Annotated in this window: 14 protein-coding genes and 1 pseudogene; 4 read left to right on the top strand and 11 right to left on the bottom strand. The window is 65.1% G+C overall.

Annotated elements, in window-relative coordinates:
- Positions 1 to 59 precede the first annotated feature (59 nt).
- Positions 60 to 752, top strand: a complete 693-nt coding sequence (locus tag LWC34_RS00380; RefSeq protein ID WP_233722380.1) for a DJ-1/PfpI family protein — start codon at positions 60 to 62, stop codon at positions 750 to 752.
- On the opposite strand, the gene LWC34_RS00375 is transcribed toward LWC34_RS00380, so the two are convergent.
- Both LWC34_RS00375 and fabG read right to left on the bottom strand, forming a co-directional pair.
- Positions 654 to 1814 (bottom strand): acyl-CoA dehydrogenase family protein, encoded by a 1161-nt coding sequence (locus LWC34_RS00375; RefSeq protein ID WP_233726333.1) that lies wholly within the window; start codon positions 1812 to 1814, stop codon positions 654 to 656. The genes LWC34_RS00380 and LWC34_RS00375 overlap by 99 nt on opposite strands.
- Before the next feature lie 11 nt (positions 1815 to 1825).
- Complete coding sequence (fabG, locus tag LWC34_RS00370) at positions 1826 to 2587, bottom strand: 3-oxoacyl-ACP reductase FabG (protein ID WP_233726332.1); 762 nt, start codon at positions 2585 to 2587, stop codon at positions 1826 to 1828.
- Between the two features lie 99 nt (positions 2588 to 2686).
- On the opposite strand from fabG, the gene LWC34_RS00365 reads away from it, so the two are divergent.
- Positions 2687 to 3331 (top strand): TetR/AcrR family transcriptional regulator, encoded by a 645-nt coding sequence (locus tag LWC34_RS00365; protein ID WP_233722379.1) that lies wholly within the window; start codon positions 2687 to 2689, stop codon positions 3329 to 3331.
- On the opposite strand, the gene LWC34_RS00360 is transcribed toward LWC34_RS00365, so the two are convergent.
- The gene (locus LWC34_RS00360; RefSeq protein ID WP_233722378.1) at positions 3309 to 3695 is read right to left on the bottom strand and encodes a EutQ-related cupin domain-containing protein; all 387 of its coding nucleotides are present in this window, start codon (positions 3693 to 3695) and stop codon (positions 3309 to 3311) included. The two genes, LWC34_RS00365 and LWC34_RS00360, sit on opposite strands and share 23 nt — an antisense overlap.
- Before the next feature lie 134 nt (positions 3696 to 3829).
- On the opposite strand from LWC34_RS00360, the gene LWC34_RS00355 reads away from it, so the two are divergent.
- On the top strand, positions 3830 to 4393 hold the full coding sequence (locus LWC34_RS00355; RefSeq protein WP_235728848.1) for a TetR/AcrR family transcriptional regulator: 564 nt from the start codon (positions 3830 to 3832) through the stop codon (positions 4391 to 4393).
- Here LWC34_RS00355 and LWC34_RS00350 read toward each other — a convergent pair.
- From LWC34_RS00350 to LWC34_RS00340, 3 genes are all read right to left on the bottom strand, one after another.
- On the bottom strand, positions 4382 to 4816 hold the full coding sequence (locus tag LWC34_RS00350) for a hypothetical protein (RefSeq protein WP_233722376.1): 435 nt from the start codon (positions 4814 to 4816) through the stop codon (positions 4382 to 4384). The two genes, LWC34_RS00355 and LWC34_RS00350, sit on opposite strands and share 12 nt — an antisense overlap.
- A 125-nt stretch (positions 4817 to 4941) precedes the next feature.
- Complete coding sequence (locus LWC34_RS00345) at positions 4942 to 5784, bottom strand: HpcH/HpaI aldolase/citrate lyase family protein (protein ID WP_233722375.1); 843 nt, start codon at positions 5782 to 5784, stop codon at positions 4942 to 4944.
- A 3-nt stretch (positions 5785 to 5787) separates the two neighbouring features.
- Positions 5788 to 6849 (bottom strand): HpcH/HpaI aldolase/citrate lyase family protein, encoded by a 1062-nt coding sequence (locus LWC34_RS00340; protein WP_233722374.1) that lies wholly within the window; start codon positions 6847 to 6849, stop codon positions 5788 to 5790.
- A 208-nt stretch (positions 6850 to 7057) separates the two neighbouring features.
- Between LWC34_RS00340 and LWC34_RS00335 the strand changes: the two are divergent.
- Positions 7058 to 8865 (top strand): annotated as a pseudogene (locus tag LWC34_RS00335) (GTP-binding protein).
- Between the two features lie 24 nt (positions 8866 to 8889).
- On the opposite strand, the gene LWC34_RS00330 reads toward LWC34_RS00335, so the two are convergent.
- The 5 genes from LWC34_RS00330 to LWC34_RS00310 all read right to left on the bottom strand — a co-directional run bounded on the left by LWC34_RS00330 (position 8890) and on the right by LWC34_RS00310 (position 14592).
- The gene (locus LWC34_RS00330; protein ID WP_233722373.1) at positions 8890 to 9939 is read right to left on the bottom strand and encodes an isoaspartyl peptidase/L-asparaginase family protein; all 1050 of its coding nucleotides are present in this window, start codon (positions 9937 to 9939) and stop codon (positions 8890 to 8892) included.
- A 329-nt stretch (positions 9940 to 10268) separates the two neighbouring features.
- Entirely contained in the window at positions 10269 to 10832 is a 564-nt protein-coding gene (locus tag LWC34_RS00325; RefSeq protein WP_233722372.1) for a GTP-binding protein, read from the bottom strand.
- A 28-nt stretch (positions 10833 to 10860) separates the two neighbouring features.
- Positions 10861 to 11364: a DUF742 domain-containing protein gene (locus tag LWC34_RS00320; RefSeq protein ID WP_233722371.1), complete on the bottom strand. Its 504-nt coding sequence runs from the start codon at positions 11362 to 11364 to the stop codon at positions 10861 to 10863.
- A 7-nt stretch (positions 11365 to 11371) separates the two neighbouring features.
- Positions 11372 to 11809 carry a roadblock/LC7 domain-containing protein gene (locus LWC34_RS00315; protein WP_233722370.1) on the bottom strand — a complete coding sequence of 146 codons (438 nt, stop codon included), beginning with the start codon at positions 11807 to 11809 and terminating at the stop codon, positions 11372 to 11374.
- Positions 11806 to 14592 carry a sensor histidine kinase gene (locus LWC34_RS00310; RefSeq protein ID WP_233722369.1) on the bottom strand — a complete coding sequence of 929 codons (2787 nt, stop codon included), beginning with the start codon at positions 14590 to 14592 and terminating at the stop codon, positions 11806 to 11808. The genes LWC34_RS00315 and LWC34_RS00310 overlap by 4 nt, the downstream gene beginning before the upstream one ends.
- Between the last annotated feature and the right edge of the window lie 231 nt (positions 14593 to 14823).

The following is a 14823-nucleotide window of genomic DNA, read 5'->3' as shown; positions in this document are numbered from 1 at the left end:
GCCGATTGTATCCATGACAATTTTTAGACTGTCATGCTCAACGCCCCTACGCTGCGGATATGCACATCGCGATCCTGACTTTCGAGGCGTACAACGAGCTCGATTCGCTGATTGCCCTTGGCATCCTCAACCGGGTCAAGCGGCCTGGCTGGCGCGTGTCCATCGCCAGTCCGACGCCCACGGTTCGTTCGATGAACGGCGTGGTGATCGAGTCGACGGCCACGTTGGAAGAAGCTTGCCAGGCGGATGCCGTCATCGTGGGCAGCGGCGCCAAGACGCGTGAAGTCGTCGAGAATCCGGCGATCATGGATGTGTTGCGGGGCCTCGATCCTTCCCGGCAACTGCTTGCCGCGCAGTGCTCGGGAACGTTGCTCGTCGCCAAACTTGGCTTGCTGCAAGACGTTCCCGCGTGCACTGATCTCACGACCAAGCCGTGGGTCATCGCGGCCGGGGTCGAGGTGTTGAACCAACCGTTCTACGCCAAGGGAAACGTGGCAACCGCGGGCGGTTGCCTCGCTTCGCACTATCTGGCCACGTGGGTCATCGCACGGCTGGTCAGCCTCAAGGCCGCTGAGGCAGCCGTGCACTACGTTGCTCCGGTCGGCGAGAAGGAGGAGTACATCGCGCGGGCCATGCGCAATGTGCTGCCTTATCTAGCCGAGGACACCACTGACCGAGGCGTGTCCTTTGAGGAGGTTGCGGGCGATCGTCCGGCGCTGGATCTCGTCGGTTCCCTCGTAGATCCTCAGTAGACGGAGCTCGCGATACCAACGCTCGACGGGGAGTTCACGCGTGTAGCCCATGCCGCCGTGGATCTGCAGGACCCGGTCGACGATCTCGTTCGCTTTGACGCCACCGTAAAGCTTGGCCATCGACTGCGCCTGGCGGGAGTCGAGCTTCTGGTCGACCTGCCAGGCCGCGTGCAGCACCAGCCAGCGCAGGGCTTCGATCTCCACCGCGGAGTCCGCGATCATCCACTGGATCGCTTGACGCTCGGCGATCGGCAGGCCGAAGGTCTCGCGGGTGCGGGCGTACTCGATGCCCATCTCAAGGAGACGCTCGCAGGCGCCGATCGCCCTTGCTGGCAACAGGTACCGGCCTTGGCCGATCCAGCGCATGGCCAGCTCGAAGCCGCGGCCTTCCTCGCCGAGGATGTTGCGGTGCGGGACACGGACGTTGTCGAACGTCAGCGCGGCCGGGCCCCATTCGCCCATGGTGTCGATCGGCTGCGACTTCCAGCCCATCTCCCGGTCGACGAGGAAGCAGGTGACACCACCTTTTTCCTTGTCCGTGATGGCGAAGACCATGGTGAAGTCGGCTTCGTTGCCGCCGGTGATGAACGTCTTCTCGCCGTTGATGATCCAGTCGTCACCGTCCCTGCGGGCGGTGGCGCGGATCGCGCGTGCGTCGGAACCCGCCCCTGGCTCGGTGATCGCGAAGCACGACTTGCGGTCGCCGGCGATCGTCGGCTTGAGGTACGTCTCCTTCTGCTCATCGTTGCCGTAGAACAGAATGTTGTCCGCCGAGCCGCCGAACCGGAACTGGATGAACGACCGGCCGAGCTCGGCTTCCAGCAACGCGGCCATGACCGCGCCAAGGTTCATCCCGCCGTACTCCTCAGGCGTGAGGACGCCCCAGAAGCCGGATTCCTTGGCCTTCAACTGGAGTTCACGCAACTCGGACTGCTCGAGCCCTGGCTTGCCGGCGCGTTCACGGCGCAGCACCTCGGGTTCGAGGGGCATGATCTCCTTGCGCACGAACGTCCGAACCCAGTCGCGGACCTCGCGCTGCTCCTCGGTGAGGGAGAAGTCCACCATGATTGCTCCTAGAGCCGACGACCGCCGTCGACATAGATGGTCTGGCCGGTGATGAAAGAAGACTCGTCGCTGACGAGGAATGCGATGGTCGCGGCGACATCGGTGGGCTGCCCGACCCGGCGCACCGGGGTGACGTCGGCGTACTTCGCGGCGAGCTCGTCCGGTGTGGTGCCGAGGCGTTCGGCCAGAATGCCGGTCATCTCGGTCACGATGAAGCCGGGGGCGACCGCGTTGACGTTGATACCGAACGGGCCCAGCTCGATCGCGAGCGTGCGGGTGAATCCCTGCAGGCCCATCTTGGCCGTCGAGTAGTTGGCCTGGCCGCGGGTGCCGAGCGCGGACACACTGGACAAGCTGACGATCTTGCCGTACTTCTTGGCGACCATGTGTTTCTGCGCCGCCTTGCTCGCCAGGAACGCGCCCTTGAGGTGGACGCCGATCACCGTGTCCCAGTCCTGCTCGCTCAGCTTGAACAACAGGTTGTCCCTGGTGACACCGGCATTGTTGACCAGGATGTCGAGCGAGCCGAACTCCTCGGCGGTCCGGTCGGCCGCCGCGGTGATCTGCTCGGCGTTCGTGACGTCCGCGCCGATGGCGATCGCCCGGCCGCCCGCGGCCTCGATCGCGTCGACGGTCGCCTTACCCGCCGCCTCGTCGAGGTCGAGGACAGCCACGGCAGCTCCGTCCGCCGCGAGCCGACCGGCGACTGCCGCGCCGATGCCGCGAGCCGCCCCGGTGACCAGGGCTACGCGTCCGTCCAGTGCCGCCATATCTTCGCGCCTCCGCATCAATGCTCGACCCCGCAAGCGGGTCATCGGAAAACCGTACAGCGTTAGGTATAGTTGGAGCATAACTCCGAAAGGACACCGATGCCACGCCCGAGCACGCCGATCCTGAGCCGGGATCGAATCAGGGCGGCCGCGCTGGAGATCATCGACCGCGACGGCCTGCCAGGGCTGTCCATGCGCAAGCTGGCAAGCGACCTCGGAGTCCAAGCACCCTCGTTGTACAGCCATTTCCCGACAAAGGACGCGCTGCTCGACGACGTCTGCGACGAGATGATGGCCAGCGTCGACGTCAGCGATTTCTCGAAGGCCGACTGGCAGACCGGCATTCGCACGTGGGCAAGGTCATACCGGGCGGCATTGGCCGCACATCCGAACATCGTGCCGTTCTTGGCAGGCGGACCAGCTCGCCGTGATTCGGCACTGCGGGTGGCAGACGCCGTGCATGGCGGGCTGGTCCGGGCTGGTTGGCCGCCGAAACTGGCGACCATGATCGGTGCTTCGACCAAGTACTTGGTCCTTGGCGCGGCAATCGGTTCGTTCTCACGCGGGTTCGAGGACGATGCTCGCGTCTACAACGACCGCTACCCCAACTTGAGCCAGGCGCATCGGTTGGCCGAGCATGCCGACGAGATTGACCAAGGCTCGTTCGAACTAGCGCTTGATTCGTTCCTGCAGGGGCTTTCCCTGCAGTACGAGTCGCTTGTTAGGCGGGATGCCACTCCTTGAGCCGGTCCGCCTCGGCGGATTCCTGAGTCGCCGCAAGCCAATGCGGATAGGTCACGTAGACCATTTCGGTGTCTTCTGGAGCTGAGTAGACGAGGTCAGTCCCAGCACACAGGTAGATCACCTCGCCGACACCCGCCGTCACGTCACCGTCCGGGCCGTTCACTGTGAAGCTGCCCTTGGTGACGATCAGGACCTCGTCGTAGCTCACCTTCCACGGGTTGCTCTCCCCTTTGGCGTACCGACCGAAACCGACGCTCATCTGCACGCCACTGTCCTGATTGAGCACGTCTGCCAGAAAGATCTGCTGGTCAAGCCGCTGGACCCAGCCCTGAGCAGAGTCGATACCGAACCGTTGAACCGTCATGCCACCCTCCATGTAAGTGGAATTTCTTCCACTTAGTTAACTGGAATTTTTTCCGTTTGTCTAGCGGGGATGACGGAGGCTCGGCGATCGCCACTGGCGCGGGCCATGCACGTTAGGCTTCCGGCGTGCTGCCGATGCCCGGGTCTGAGCCGAAGGAGCGAGCCGACGCCGCCCGCAACCGGCAGAAGATCCTCCGGGCCGCGGCACAGCTCGTGGCCACGCGCGGAGTCGAAAGCCTGGCGTTGGACGAGGTCGCCGCCGCGGCTGGAGTTGGCGTGGGCACGGTGTACCGCCGCTACCCGGATCGCGGCGCACTGGCACACGCGTTGCTCGAAGAGAACGAGAAGAAGTTCCAAGCGGCTTTCATGAGTGGCCCACCGCCCCTGGGGCCAGGTGCCTCCGCGAGGGAACGGATCAGGGCGTTCTTGCACGCGTTCGTGGATCGCCTTGAGCACGAAGGAAAACTGCTGATGGTCGCGGAGACCGAGACGCCGCTGGTTCGATACACCACCGGCGCTTACCGGCTGCACCACAACCATTTGGCCATGCTCGTCGCCGAGGCCGAGCCAGGCATCGACGCGCACTTCCGCGCGGACGCGTTACTGGCTCCGCTGGCCGCTGCGCAGTTCGTCTACCAGCGGGAGAGCGGCATGAGCGTCAAGCAGATCAAGGCCGGGTTCGATCAGCTACTTCAGTAGTTCCGCACATGCCATCCCCGCGTCATTCAACTGGAATTCAAGGAAGTTCTTCGGTACGCCGACGAACACGTTCAGCACCACACCAGGTTGCCGAGTGTCCTCAAAGCACTGTTGCGGGCGGCCAACGTCGAGCACTTCGCCAGGTTCGAACCTCGGGCCGCCACCGCGTGGTTCCCAGCCTCGGGCAGTCAGTTCCTTGTCGTAATAGGACAGTACGTCGCCCGTGAAATCGAAGCTCACGCCGATCCGGCCGACCTGGTCATCGTCCTGGCACGGCGTGGTCACGTACTTGTCGATGTTCTTGGCACCAGCCGGAGTCAGCCCGAGCAGGTCGCTCTCGGCGAACTGCTTGCTCATCGATTCCAGCTTCTCGGTGCAGGCGGCGGCTCTGTCCGAGAGCAGACCGCAACCGGTCGAGAGCATGCCAGCTATGACAAGCACTGGCCAAACGCGGCGCAGCAAGTGATCACCCTCCCCTTGGTATGAGAGGAGGGTATTGACGCGCGTGGCTCGTGTAAGCGGCTGTTCGGGGCAATGATTCTGGAGATTTAGTGAATGGTGAGCTGATCCGCTATTGCCAGGATCCTGCGGGCGTTGTCCACGTGCATGTTCTCGACCATACGACCGTCCACAGTGACCACGCCACGGCCCGCTTGCTCGAAGGCCTCGATCACCCGGCGCGAGTAGTCGATCTCTTCCTGGGTCGGCGACCAGACTCGGTTACACGGCTCGATCTGTCCAGGGTGGATCAATGTCTTGCCGTCGAACCCGAACTGCTTGCCTTGCAAGCATTCTGCTTCGAACCCTGCGATGTCCTTCACGTCGTTGTAGACGCCATCGAGGATCTCCTTGCCCGCCGCCCGGGCCGCGAGCAGACAAAGCGACAGTCCAGTGAGGAGCGGCGCGCAGCCGGGGACGTGGTCCGCACGCAACTCCTTTGCCAGGTCGTTCGTGCCCATCACGAGCACTGACAAACGGTCGCTCGCGCTGGCGATGTCATGGGCGTGCAGCATCGCGATCGGCGTCTCGACCATTGCCCAGATCGTCGTCTTGTCCGGTGCGCCACCGCTTTCCAGTGCGCGCTCGATCGCGTGGACCTCAGCGGCCGAGTTGACCTTCGGGACGACGACCGCGTCCGGCCCAGCCTCGGCCGCCGCACGCAGATCATCTGCATGCCATTGGGTGCCGAAACCGTTGACACGAATAGTGATTTCGCGCTTTCCGTACTCGCCGGACGCGGCGGCTTCGCAGACGCGTTTGCGTGCCTCCACTTTGGAGTCCGGGTGGACCGCGTCCTCCAAATCCAGGATCACCGCGTCCGCTGGCAGTGTTTTGGCTTTCTCCAGCGCGCGCTCGTTCGCGCCGGGCATGTAAAGCACGGATCGACGCATGGCTCAGTCCTTTTCGGCAAGTGCGTACGCCTCGGCAAGCTCCGGGTCGCGGGCGGCGAGCTGGTCGGCCAGCTCAGCGACCACGCGGCACTGCTTCACCGTAGCGTCATCCTGCATCTTGCCGTCGATCATGACCGTTCCAGTACCGTCGCCCATCTCCCTGATCACGCGACGTGCCCAGGCGACGTCTTCCGGTGATGGCGAGAAGACCTTCTTGGCGATCTTGATCTGCGCCGGGTGCAGACTCCACGCACCCACGCAGCCCAGCAGGAAAGCGTTGCGGAACTGGTCTTCGCAGCCGACCGTGTCCCGAATGTCCCCGAATGGCCCGTAATAGGGCAGGATTCCGTTCGCTGCGCACGCATCCACCATCCTGGCGACGGTGTAGTGCCACAGATCCTGCTGGAAGGTCTGCCTGCCGACGGTGATGTCCTCGCCGACCGGGTCCGTGCGGACCAGGTAGCCAGGGTGTCCGCCGCCAACGCGGGTGGTCTTCATCCGCCTGCTGGCCGCGAGATCGGCAGGGCCGAGGGAAATGCCCTGCATACGCGGGGAGGCGCCGGCGATTTCCTCCACATTGGCCACACCGGTCGCGGTTTCGACGATGGCGTGCACGAGGATCGGCCGATCCAGCCCGGCCTTGGCCTCAAGCTGCGCCAGCAGCCGGTCGACGTAGTGGATGTCCTGCGCGCCCTCGACCTTGGGCACGATCACCACGTCGAGCTTGTGCCCGATCGCCGGGACCAGCGTCAGCAAGTCGTCAAGCGCCCACGGCGAGTCCAGGCTGTTCATCCGGGTCCACAGCTGCGCATCGCCGAAATCGGTGTTCTCGCCGATCTCGACGAGGCCGTTGCGAGCCACCTCCTTGCGGTCGGCCGGGATCGCGTCCTCGAGGTTGCCGACCAGCACGTCCACCTGCGTGACCAGGTCAGGGACCTTCGCGGCCATCTTGGGGTTGCCAGGGTCGAAGAAGTGCAGCGCACGCGAAGGGCGGAACGGGATCTCCCGCACCGGCTGCGGCGCGCCGAGCGCCAACGGCCGGAAGAAATCCTTCGGCGAACGCATCCTGACCTCCCTGTCGTCGGGTTGTACCGGAGGGTAACCCGGTCACTGGGTCCGTGCTGGCGACCCGCGTCACATAAATCGGTTGCCCAGCTCAGCGCCGGTCTGCTGCACTTTCACCACGCGAAAGTTCGATCAAGGAGAGCAGTAGTGCGACTCGCTGGCATGTCCACCCCGGAAGGAATTCACCCCTCTCGCAAGGACATGAAGCTTGGCACGCACGCTCAACTTGGGCATCCTCGCGCACGTCGACGCCGGTAAGACCTCGCTGACCGAGCGCTTGTTGCAGCTCGGCGGCGTGATCGACGAGATCGGCAGGGTCGATCACGGCAACACCCAGACCGACTCCATGGCGTTGGAGCGGCAGCGCGGGATCACCATCAAATCCGCGGTGGTGTCGTTCGTCATCGGCGACGTCACCGTCAACCTGATCGATACACTGGCCACCCGGACTTCATCGCCGAGGTCGAGCGCTCATTGAGCGTGCTCGACAGCGCCGTCCTGGTCATTTCCGCTGTGGAGGGTGTGCAGGCGCAGACCCGCGTGCTGATGCGCGCGTTGCAGCGGCTGAACATTCCCACGCTCATCTTCGTGAACAAGATCGACCGGATGGGCGCGCGGCACGAAAGCCTGCTCACGGAGATAGCCGAGCGGCTGACTCCAGCTGCGGTCCCGCTTGGCGGCGATCCAACGGATCTGCTGTCCAACCTGGACGAATCCGTGCTCGCCGCCTATGTAGACGGTTCGTTGACCGCCGATCATCTGCGGGCTTCCCTTGTCGCGCAGACAAAGCAGGCACGAGTGCATCCGGTGTTCCTCGGATCCGCGATCACTGGCGCCGGTGTTCCCGAGCTGATTGCCGCACTGCCATCGTTTCTGCCATCATCGGCAGGCGAATCGGAAGGGCCCGGATCCGGGCTTGTGTTCAAAGTGGAACGTGGCGAGCGCGGCGAGAAGATCGCTTACGTCCGGATGTTCTCCGGGACTCTCCGGATCCGCGACCGGGTCCGTTTCGGATCGCAGGAAGGGAAAATCACGGCGATCACCGTGTTCGATCGTGGCCCAGCCTCACCAAGCTCGGCGGTTTCCGCTGGCCAGATCGCGAAGCTCTGGGGCCTCAACGACATCCGGATCGGCGACCAGATCGGCGAGCAGCACGCTCGTAGCGAACACCACTTCTCGCCGCCCACCCTGGAAACCGTTGTGGTTCCGGGGAATCAGGCCTCGCGAGGTGCGATGTACCTCGCGTTGACTCAGCTCGCCGAACAGGACCCGCTGATCAACCTGCGGCAGGACGGCGTGATCTCGTTGTACGGCGAGGTGCAGAAAGAGGTCATCCAGGCGACTTTGTTGAACGAGTACGGCATCGCGGTGTCGTTCGAGGAGACCACGACGATCTGCATCGAACGGCCGGCGGGCGTAGGTGCCGCCGTCGAGATCATCGATGAGGGCGAGAACCGCTATCTGGCAACAGTAGGCCTCCGGGTCGAGCCAGGCACCGGGGTGACCTTCCGGCTGGAGGTCGAGCTCGGGTCGATGCCTTCGGCGTTCTTCAATGCCGTGGAGGAAAGCGTGCACAAGACGTTGCGGCACGGACTGCACGGCTGGGAGGTCACCGACATCACCGTCACCATGACGCATTCCGGTTACTGGGCACGGCAAAGTCACGCGCACGGCACGTTCGACAAGTCGATGTCCAGCACCGCCGGGGATTTCCGGAACCTGACCGCGCTCGTCTTGACGAACGCGCTCAAGCAAGCCGGAACCGTTGTGCACGAACCGATGCATCGGTACCAGCTGGAAATCCCCGGCGACACACTGTCCACAGTGCAGCCGGTGTTGGTCCGACTGCGGGCGTTCCCGCTCAGTTCCACACCGGAGAATTCGTCGTACCTCCTGGAAGGCGACATTCCCGCGGCTCGCGTGCACGAGCTGGAACGCCTGCTGCCGTCGTTGACCCGAGGCGAAGGTGTACTGGAATCCACCTTCCACCGCTGGTCACCCCTCGTGAGTGGTTAGTAGGGTTAGAACACGCCTAACCACTCACGAGTTGGGTGGGGTCTCGTCAACGAAGACCTTCGTGACGATCTTCCCGTCGGCCGTCAGGTATGCGTGCAGCATGCCTGGCGTGCTGTGCGGCGCGTCGAAAGTCCCTTGGCGGTCAAGGGCGATCACACCGCCCGTACCGCCAAGGGCAGGCAGGCGCTTGACGATCACGTCGAACGTGGCCTCGGCAAGGCTCCGGCGACCGAACTCGATCATGTTGGAGATGGTGCTCGCCGCCGCGCCACGGATGAAGACCTCACCCTGGCCGGTCGCGCTGACCGCGGCCGTGTCGTTCTTGGCGTACGTGCCCGCGCCGATGATTGGCGAGTCGCCGACCCGGCCGATCATCTTGTTGGTCAGGCCGCCGGTGGACGTGGCGGCGGCGAGGTTGCGGGTCTGGTCGACCGCGACCGCGCCGACCGTGCTGTATTCCGCGTGCTTCGGGGCCTGCGGGTTCTTGGCGTTCATCAGCTGGTCCCAGCGCCGCTGGGTCCAGTAGTAGTCCTGGGTCACGGTCTTCAGGCCGTTACGAGCCGCGAAGTCGTCCGCGCCTTCACCCGCGAGCAGCACGTGCGGGGACTTTTCCATCACCAGACGCGCGGCGGAGATCGGGTTCTTGACGCTTTTCACGCCCGCGACCGCACCTGCGGCCAGGTCCGCACCGCGCATGATCGACGCATCGAGCTCGTGCCCGGCGTCCTCGGTGAAGACCGCGCCCTTGCCCGCGTTGAACAACTCGTTGTCCTCAAGGACCTTCACCGCGGCCTCGACGGCGTCCACGCTCGCGCCGCCGTTACGCAGCACCTGCTCCCCTGCGCGCAAGGCCGCCGTGAGCCCGTCTCGATAGGCTTTCTCCACTTCAGGCGTGGTGTCCTTGCGGACGAGCCCGTTCCCCGCGCCGCCGTGCACCGCGAGGATGACGTTGCGCGCGTCCGGCTTGGGGTGTGCGTTGGTTTCCACTTGACCAGTGTGAACAGGGTCGGCACCGCTTTGCTGGACGGCAAGGAGCAATCCGGCCACCGTGATGAAGGCCAGCAGGAATCTCATCGTTCACCTCGTGAGTGGATCGAGGGTAAGTACCCGACGATTCACTCACGAGGTGACAATCCGGCGGCAGGGCAAAGCGTCGGGAGTTCGGCTGGACCCGATCCGTCCGGTACACCGTGTCCACCATTCCGACACAGTGAAATGCACGTTCCAGCACACCGAAATGCCTGGACCGGTCTCGGCGGGGAACTTCGCGGTGCCGGATGGAAGGTTCATGGTGGTGCCATGGTCCACAAGGTGTGCCGGAACGGTGGACACACTGTGCGGGAACGGTGGACACGCTCTTCAGCAACGGTGGACACGGTGTGTCGGAGTGGTGGACACGACTCTTAGTGGGCTGGGACTCCGTTGGCTGCTATCCAGCGCTCTACTGAGTATTCGACCAGGGTTATCAGGGTTTGCTTTGTTGATTCTCTGTCCCTTGCGTCGCAACGGACTATTGGCACCCTTGGGTCTATTGCCATGGCTTCGCGGACGTCGTCGACGTTGTGGTGCAGTTCGCCGTCGAAGCAGTTCAGGCCCACGATGTACGGCAGGCCGCGCTCCTCGAAGAAGTCCACCGGGGAGAAGGAGTCCGCGAGCCTGCGGGTGTCGGCGAGCACCACCGCCCCGATCGCGCCTCGGACCAGGTCGTCCCACATGAACCAGAACCGTTGCTGCCCTGGGGTTCCGAACAGGTAGAGGATCAGGTCCGTGTCCAGCGAGACGCGGCCGAAGTCCATCGCCACTGTCGTCGTGTTCTTGTCCGGGGTTGATCCCAAATCGTCGACCCCGATGCTGGCCTCGGTCATCACCGCTTCCGTTGTCAGCGGCATGATCTCGGAGACCGAGCCGACGAAGGTCGTCTTGCCGGCTCCGAAACCACCGGCTACCACGATCTTCACCGACGTCATGGTCGGCACGATTGCTTGCTGCCCGGTTCTATAGCCGGCGGAGTCCACCCAAAACCCTTTCCATCAGCGCGAGATGTGATGAACCGCCGGAGAGGCCGGTCGTCCGGTGGACGACGACCAATCCGGTCGCGACCATGTCCCCGAGCACGATCTTGGTTACCTGCAACGGCATGTCCAGTTCCGCGGAGACCTCCGCCACCGACTTCGGCGCACGGCACAGCCGGGCGATGGACCGGTGTTCGATCTCGGTCAGCCCGTCTTCGGCCAGCCCAGCCGGGGTCGTTGAGATCATCGCCTCGACCCGCAGGTCCCCGTCCGCCTTCGTCCGGCCGCCGGTCATCGCGTACGGGCGGACCATCGCCGGGTCGTCGTCCGGCATCTCCACCAGCACCGGTTGTGGCGGACCGAGTGGCGCACGGGGCTCCGGCGTCGGTTTGGCGTCGGCCCCGTCGCCCGCCTTGCGGCCGAACGTCAGTTCGTTCAACACGTCGGCGAAGGTCGGGCTTGGTGGCGCGTCCTCGTGGATCGTCATGGAACCCTCACACCGCTGCCCCGGTCATTCCCCGTGCGCCCTGCAGGGCCGCGCGCAGCTCCGGGGTGAGCATCTGGCCGACGCGGTCGACCAGCATCGTCATTTCGTACGCGATCTGCCCGATGTCGCAGGACGGCGCGGCGAGCACGGCGAGGGACGACCCGTCGCTGATCGACATCAGCAGCAGGATTCCCCGTTCCATCTCGACGACGGTCTCCTTGACCGGGCCTGCTTCGAAGCACCGGGACGCACCGTGAGTCAGGCTGACCAGGCCGGACGAGACCGCGGCGAGCTGGTCTGCCCGGTCGATCGGCAGCCGGGCCGACGCGGTCAGCAGCAGTCCGTCCGCGGACACCACGACCGCGTGCGCAACGCCTGCGACCCGCTCGGCGAAGTCGTTGACCAGCCAGCCGAACTGGTGCGGCTGGGATTGGGGCGAAGTCATGGACTCGTCTCCTGTTGTCCGTTCTGGTTGCCGGCCAGGCTGCGCCTGCCGTTACTCAGTCCGCGCTGAAGCTCATCCAGCCGGCCACGAACCTCCTGCGCCCCTCGTTCACCCCGCACCAAGCCCTCGCCGAATCCCGGCGGCGAGTCAATGCTCCCTGGTACGAGCTTCTCCCGGGGGACGCGCTGCGGCAAGCCCGCGGACGTGACACCTTCGGGGGACTTCGCGGCGGATTCGGCCGCTTTGAAGCCGTTGTCGGCTGGGGTGTAGACCCGTGGCTTGCCCGCGTCGGTGTGGTCGCGGGCGCGGGAGAGCCCGCTCTGCAGGCCGCCGAGCCGGTCGCGCAGTGCCTCTGCTTCCTTGGGGCCACGGATCTCCGGCACGTGCTTGGTCTCGGCGACGCTGCCAGGCACCAGCTTCTCCCGAGGGACGCGTTGCGGCAGACCGGCTTTGGTGGTGCCCATCGGGGGCTCGGTGACCGCCTGCGCGGTCTGGAAACCCTTGTCGGCGGCGAATTTCCACGTCTCGGTCGGGGTGTCGGGCGCCGGTTCGTCCTGATCGGACCCGGTGAACCAGGCCGAGATCAGCTCGTCGAAAATCGGGGTGGTCTCGTGGATTCCGCGCTCGGCAGGCAACTGCGACGGGTTGATCGGTTCCCACCATCCGGTGGTCACGGCCGACTGTTCCGCCGTGCTCGCCGGTGGTTGTTCCGCGGTGGCGAACAGGTCGCCCTTGACCGGCCCGTCCGGGTCGGCGACCGACTTGTGCACGGGCGCCGCGCCGGTCGCCAGCTGGGTCATGATGTCCGAAGTGGATACCTTGTGCCCGTTGGTGTACGGCTTGACCGGCGGGTGTTCCTCGTGCTCGCCGGGAGACAGCAGGTCGGCGGGGATCGTCATGGTCGCCCTGATGCCCTGGATTTCCTTGCCGCCGTGCAGCTCGACCTTGACGTTGTGCCTGCTGGCGAGCCTGCCGACGACGAAGAGACCCATTCGCCTCGATGCCGACGCGTCCAGCTGGCCGCCGTCCGCCAGCCGGGTGTTCACCTCGGCGATCTCCTCGTCGCGCATGCCGATGCCGCTGTCGAGGACGTCGACCGACACGGTGCCGTCGTCCGCGATCCTGCTGGCAATCGTCACCTTGGTCTCCGGCGCGGAGAACGCGGTGGCGTTGTCAAGCAGCTCAGCTGTGAGCCTGACGAGGTCACGGCCCGCGTAGCCGACAACTGTCAGCGACGGCGGCGGCTGCACGACAACTCGTTGGTACTGTTCGATTTCCGACACCGCGGCACGCAGCAAGTCGGCCAGCTGGACCGGCGATCCGGCACGGCGAGCCAGCTCACTTCCCGACGAGAGCACCATCAGGTTCTCGTTGTTGCGGCGCATCCGGGTGGCCAGATGGTCCAACTGGAACAGTGTGGCCAACTGGTCCGGGTCTTCCTCGTCCCGCTCGAGCCGGTCGAGCAGATGCAACTGGCGTTGCACCAAACCTTGGCTGCGCCGGGAAAGGTTGACGAACACGTCGCCGTAACTCGCCCGCAGATGCGCCTGTTCCGCGGCCAGCCGCAACGCCTGGTCCTGCACGGCGTCGAACGCGCGGGCCACTTGGCCGAGTTCGTCCTTTGTGGTCACGGGAACCGGCGCGACCAACGGCGGCAGCAAAGCACCCGCCCGTAGCCCGGCGACTGCCTCAGGCAGCTTGTGTTCCGCGACCGACAACGCACTGCGCCGCAGAATCCGAAGCGAGCCAACGAGTTGACGGCCCACGACGACCACGACCGCCGCGGCGAGCAGCATCGCCGAGAACAACACGACCGATACGAGCCCGGCGGCATCGCTTGCCGCGTTCTGCAAGCGAAGCGACTCAGCGCGCAGCCCTCGGGCGAGCACGCTGGAGACGGCAGCGAACGCGCCCGTCGTGAGCTGGGAACTTGTCTGCCAGTCGGACGGCTCGATGGTCAGCGGGCCCGGCCTGGCTTCCTGCTGTTCGATGATCTGGTTCACCAGTCGCGCACGGGACGTGATCCCCGAGCCGCTCGCGGACTTGTTGAACTCCTGGCGCTGCGCCTGGTTGGCCGACGCGTGGAAGTCGACCACCCTGGCACCGAGCCGGGACTGCGACCCGCGCAGCGAGCTGAGCTCGACAGCGGACAACGAGCCGCGGACCAGCCCGGTCGCGACCACAGCTTGCTGCAGGTAGACCTCCTCGGAGGCCAGCTGCAGGTCGTGCAGTGCCGCCGCCGTGCCCGACAACGCCGGGTCGGTGATCTCCCCGGCAAGCGCCCGGTCGAACCGGAGCAACGTGGTGATCAGGTCGGTGTACTGGATCAGCGCCGACCGTGGGTCGAGCGCCGCCTGGCCGACCTGCTCACGCACCGAGCCGAGCGAGCCGAGCATGGCCGCGACTTCCTGCGCCGCGTCCTGTGCGACCGGCGTGACGAACTGGACCACATCGGCCGCCCGGCTCATCGCGGCCCAGTTCACGTCGGTCGACTGGTATTCCTGCCGCAGCTCGGCACCTGGCTGGCCGGTCTTGGTGACCAGCAGCCGTGCCGACTCGGCCCGCTCCTGCTGCAGGCCGCCGATCGTCTTGCCGACCTGGTCGGACAGTGCCACCAGCCGGTCGACCCGGCGATAGGAGTCAGCCCGCGCCACCTGATCGTGGATCTGCACCGCGCCGAGCGCGACGACGAAGATCAGCGGGACGAGGGTGACCGCGGCGAGCTTGGTGCGCAGGTTCCAATCCCGCCAGCGCAGCATGCGTGCTCGTCCTGTGCTGGTCACTGTCAAAACACTCCCAATGCGCGCAGTCGCTTACTGCATTGCCTCATCAAAGACGGGGATCAATTACTCGCACCGTACGGTTTCGCAGGGTGTCGGCACCCCGATGAGGAAGTGCCGGAGCCAAGATGCTACATGAGGAGAATGATCATTCAATGGTCCAATCGGGGTGGGTGGACAATTCGCTACAGCGTGCATGTGTGAATAGCGGCTTTATGCCCCGATCGGGGGAAG

The sequence above is a fragment of the Kibdelosporangium philippinense genome, from assembly GCF_021390435.2.
In the GTDB taxonomy this organism is placed as follows: domain Bacteria; phylum Actinomycetota; class Actinomycetes; order Mycobacteriales; family Pseudonocardiaceae; genus Kibdelosporangium; species Kibdelosporangium philippinense.
The sequence above is the reverse complement of the archived record's forward strand: the minus strand, read 5'-3'. Positions and strand labels throughout refer to the sequence as shown.

Bases quoted from the DNA above. Each gene is read 5' to 3' on its own strand.
- LWC34_RS00365 (WP_233722379.1), top strand. From the start codon at position 2,687: ATGCCACGCCCGAGCACGCCGATCCTGAGCCGGGATCGAATCAGGGCG.
- fabG (WP_233726332.1), bottom strand. From the start codon at position 2,587: ATGGCGGCACTGGACGGACGCGTAGCCCTGGTCACCGGGGCGGCTCGC.
- LWC34_RS00360 (WP_233722378.1), bottom strand. From the start codon at position 3,695: ATGACGGTTCAACGGTTCGGTATCGACTCTGCTCAGGGCTGGGTCCAG.
- LWC34_RS00355 (WP_235728848.1), top strand. From the start codon at position 3,830: ATGCCCGGGTCTGAGCCGAAGGAGCGAGCCGACGCCGCCCGCAACCGG.
- LWC34_RS00350 (WP_233722376.1), bottom strand. From the start codon at position 4,816: ATGCTCTCGACCGGTTGCGGTCTGCTCTCGGACAGAGCCGCCGCCTGC.
- LWC34_RS00325 (WP_233722372.1), bottom strand. From the start codon at position 10,832: ATGACGTCGGTGAAGATCGTGGTAGCCGGTGGTTTCGGAGCCGGCAAG.
- LWC34_RS00380 (WP_233722380.1), top strand. From the start codon at position 60: ATGCACATCGCGATCCTGACTTTCGAGGCGTACAACGAGCTCGATTCG.
- LWC34_RS00320 (WP_233722371.1), bottom strand. From the start codon at position 11,364: ATGACGATCCACGAGGACGCGCCACCAAGCCCGACCTTCGCCGACGTG.
- LWC34_RS00340 (WP_233722374.1), bottom strand. From the start codon at position 6,849: ATGCGTTCGCCGAAGGATTTCTTCCGGCCGTTGGCGCTCGGCGCGCCG.
- LWC34_RS00345 (WP_233722375.1), bottom strand. From the start codon at position 5,784: ATGCGTCGATCCGTGCTTTACATGCCCGGCGCGAACGAGCGCGCGCTG.
- LWC34_RS00330 (WP_233722373.1), bottom strand. From the start codon at position 9,939: ATGAGATTCCTGCTGGCCTTCATCACGGTGGCCGGATTGCTCCTTGCC.
- LWC34_RS00315 (WP_233722370.1), bottom strand. From the start codon at position 11,809: ATGACTTCGCCCCAATCCCAGCCGCACCAGTTCGGCTGGCTGGTCAAC.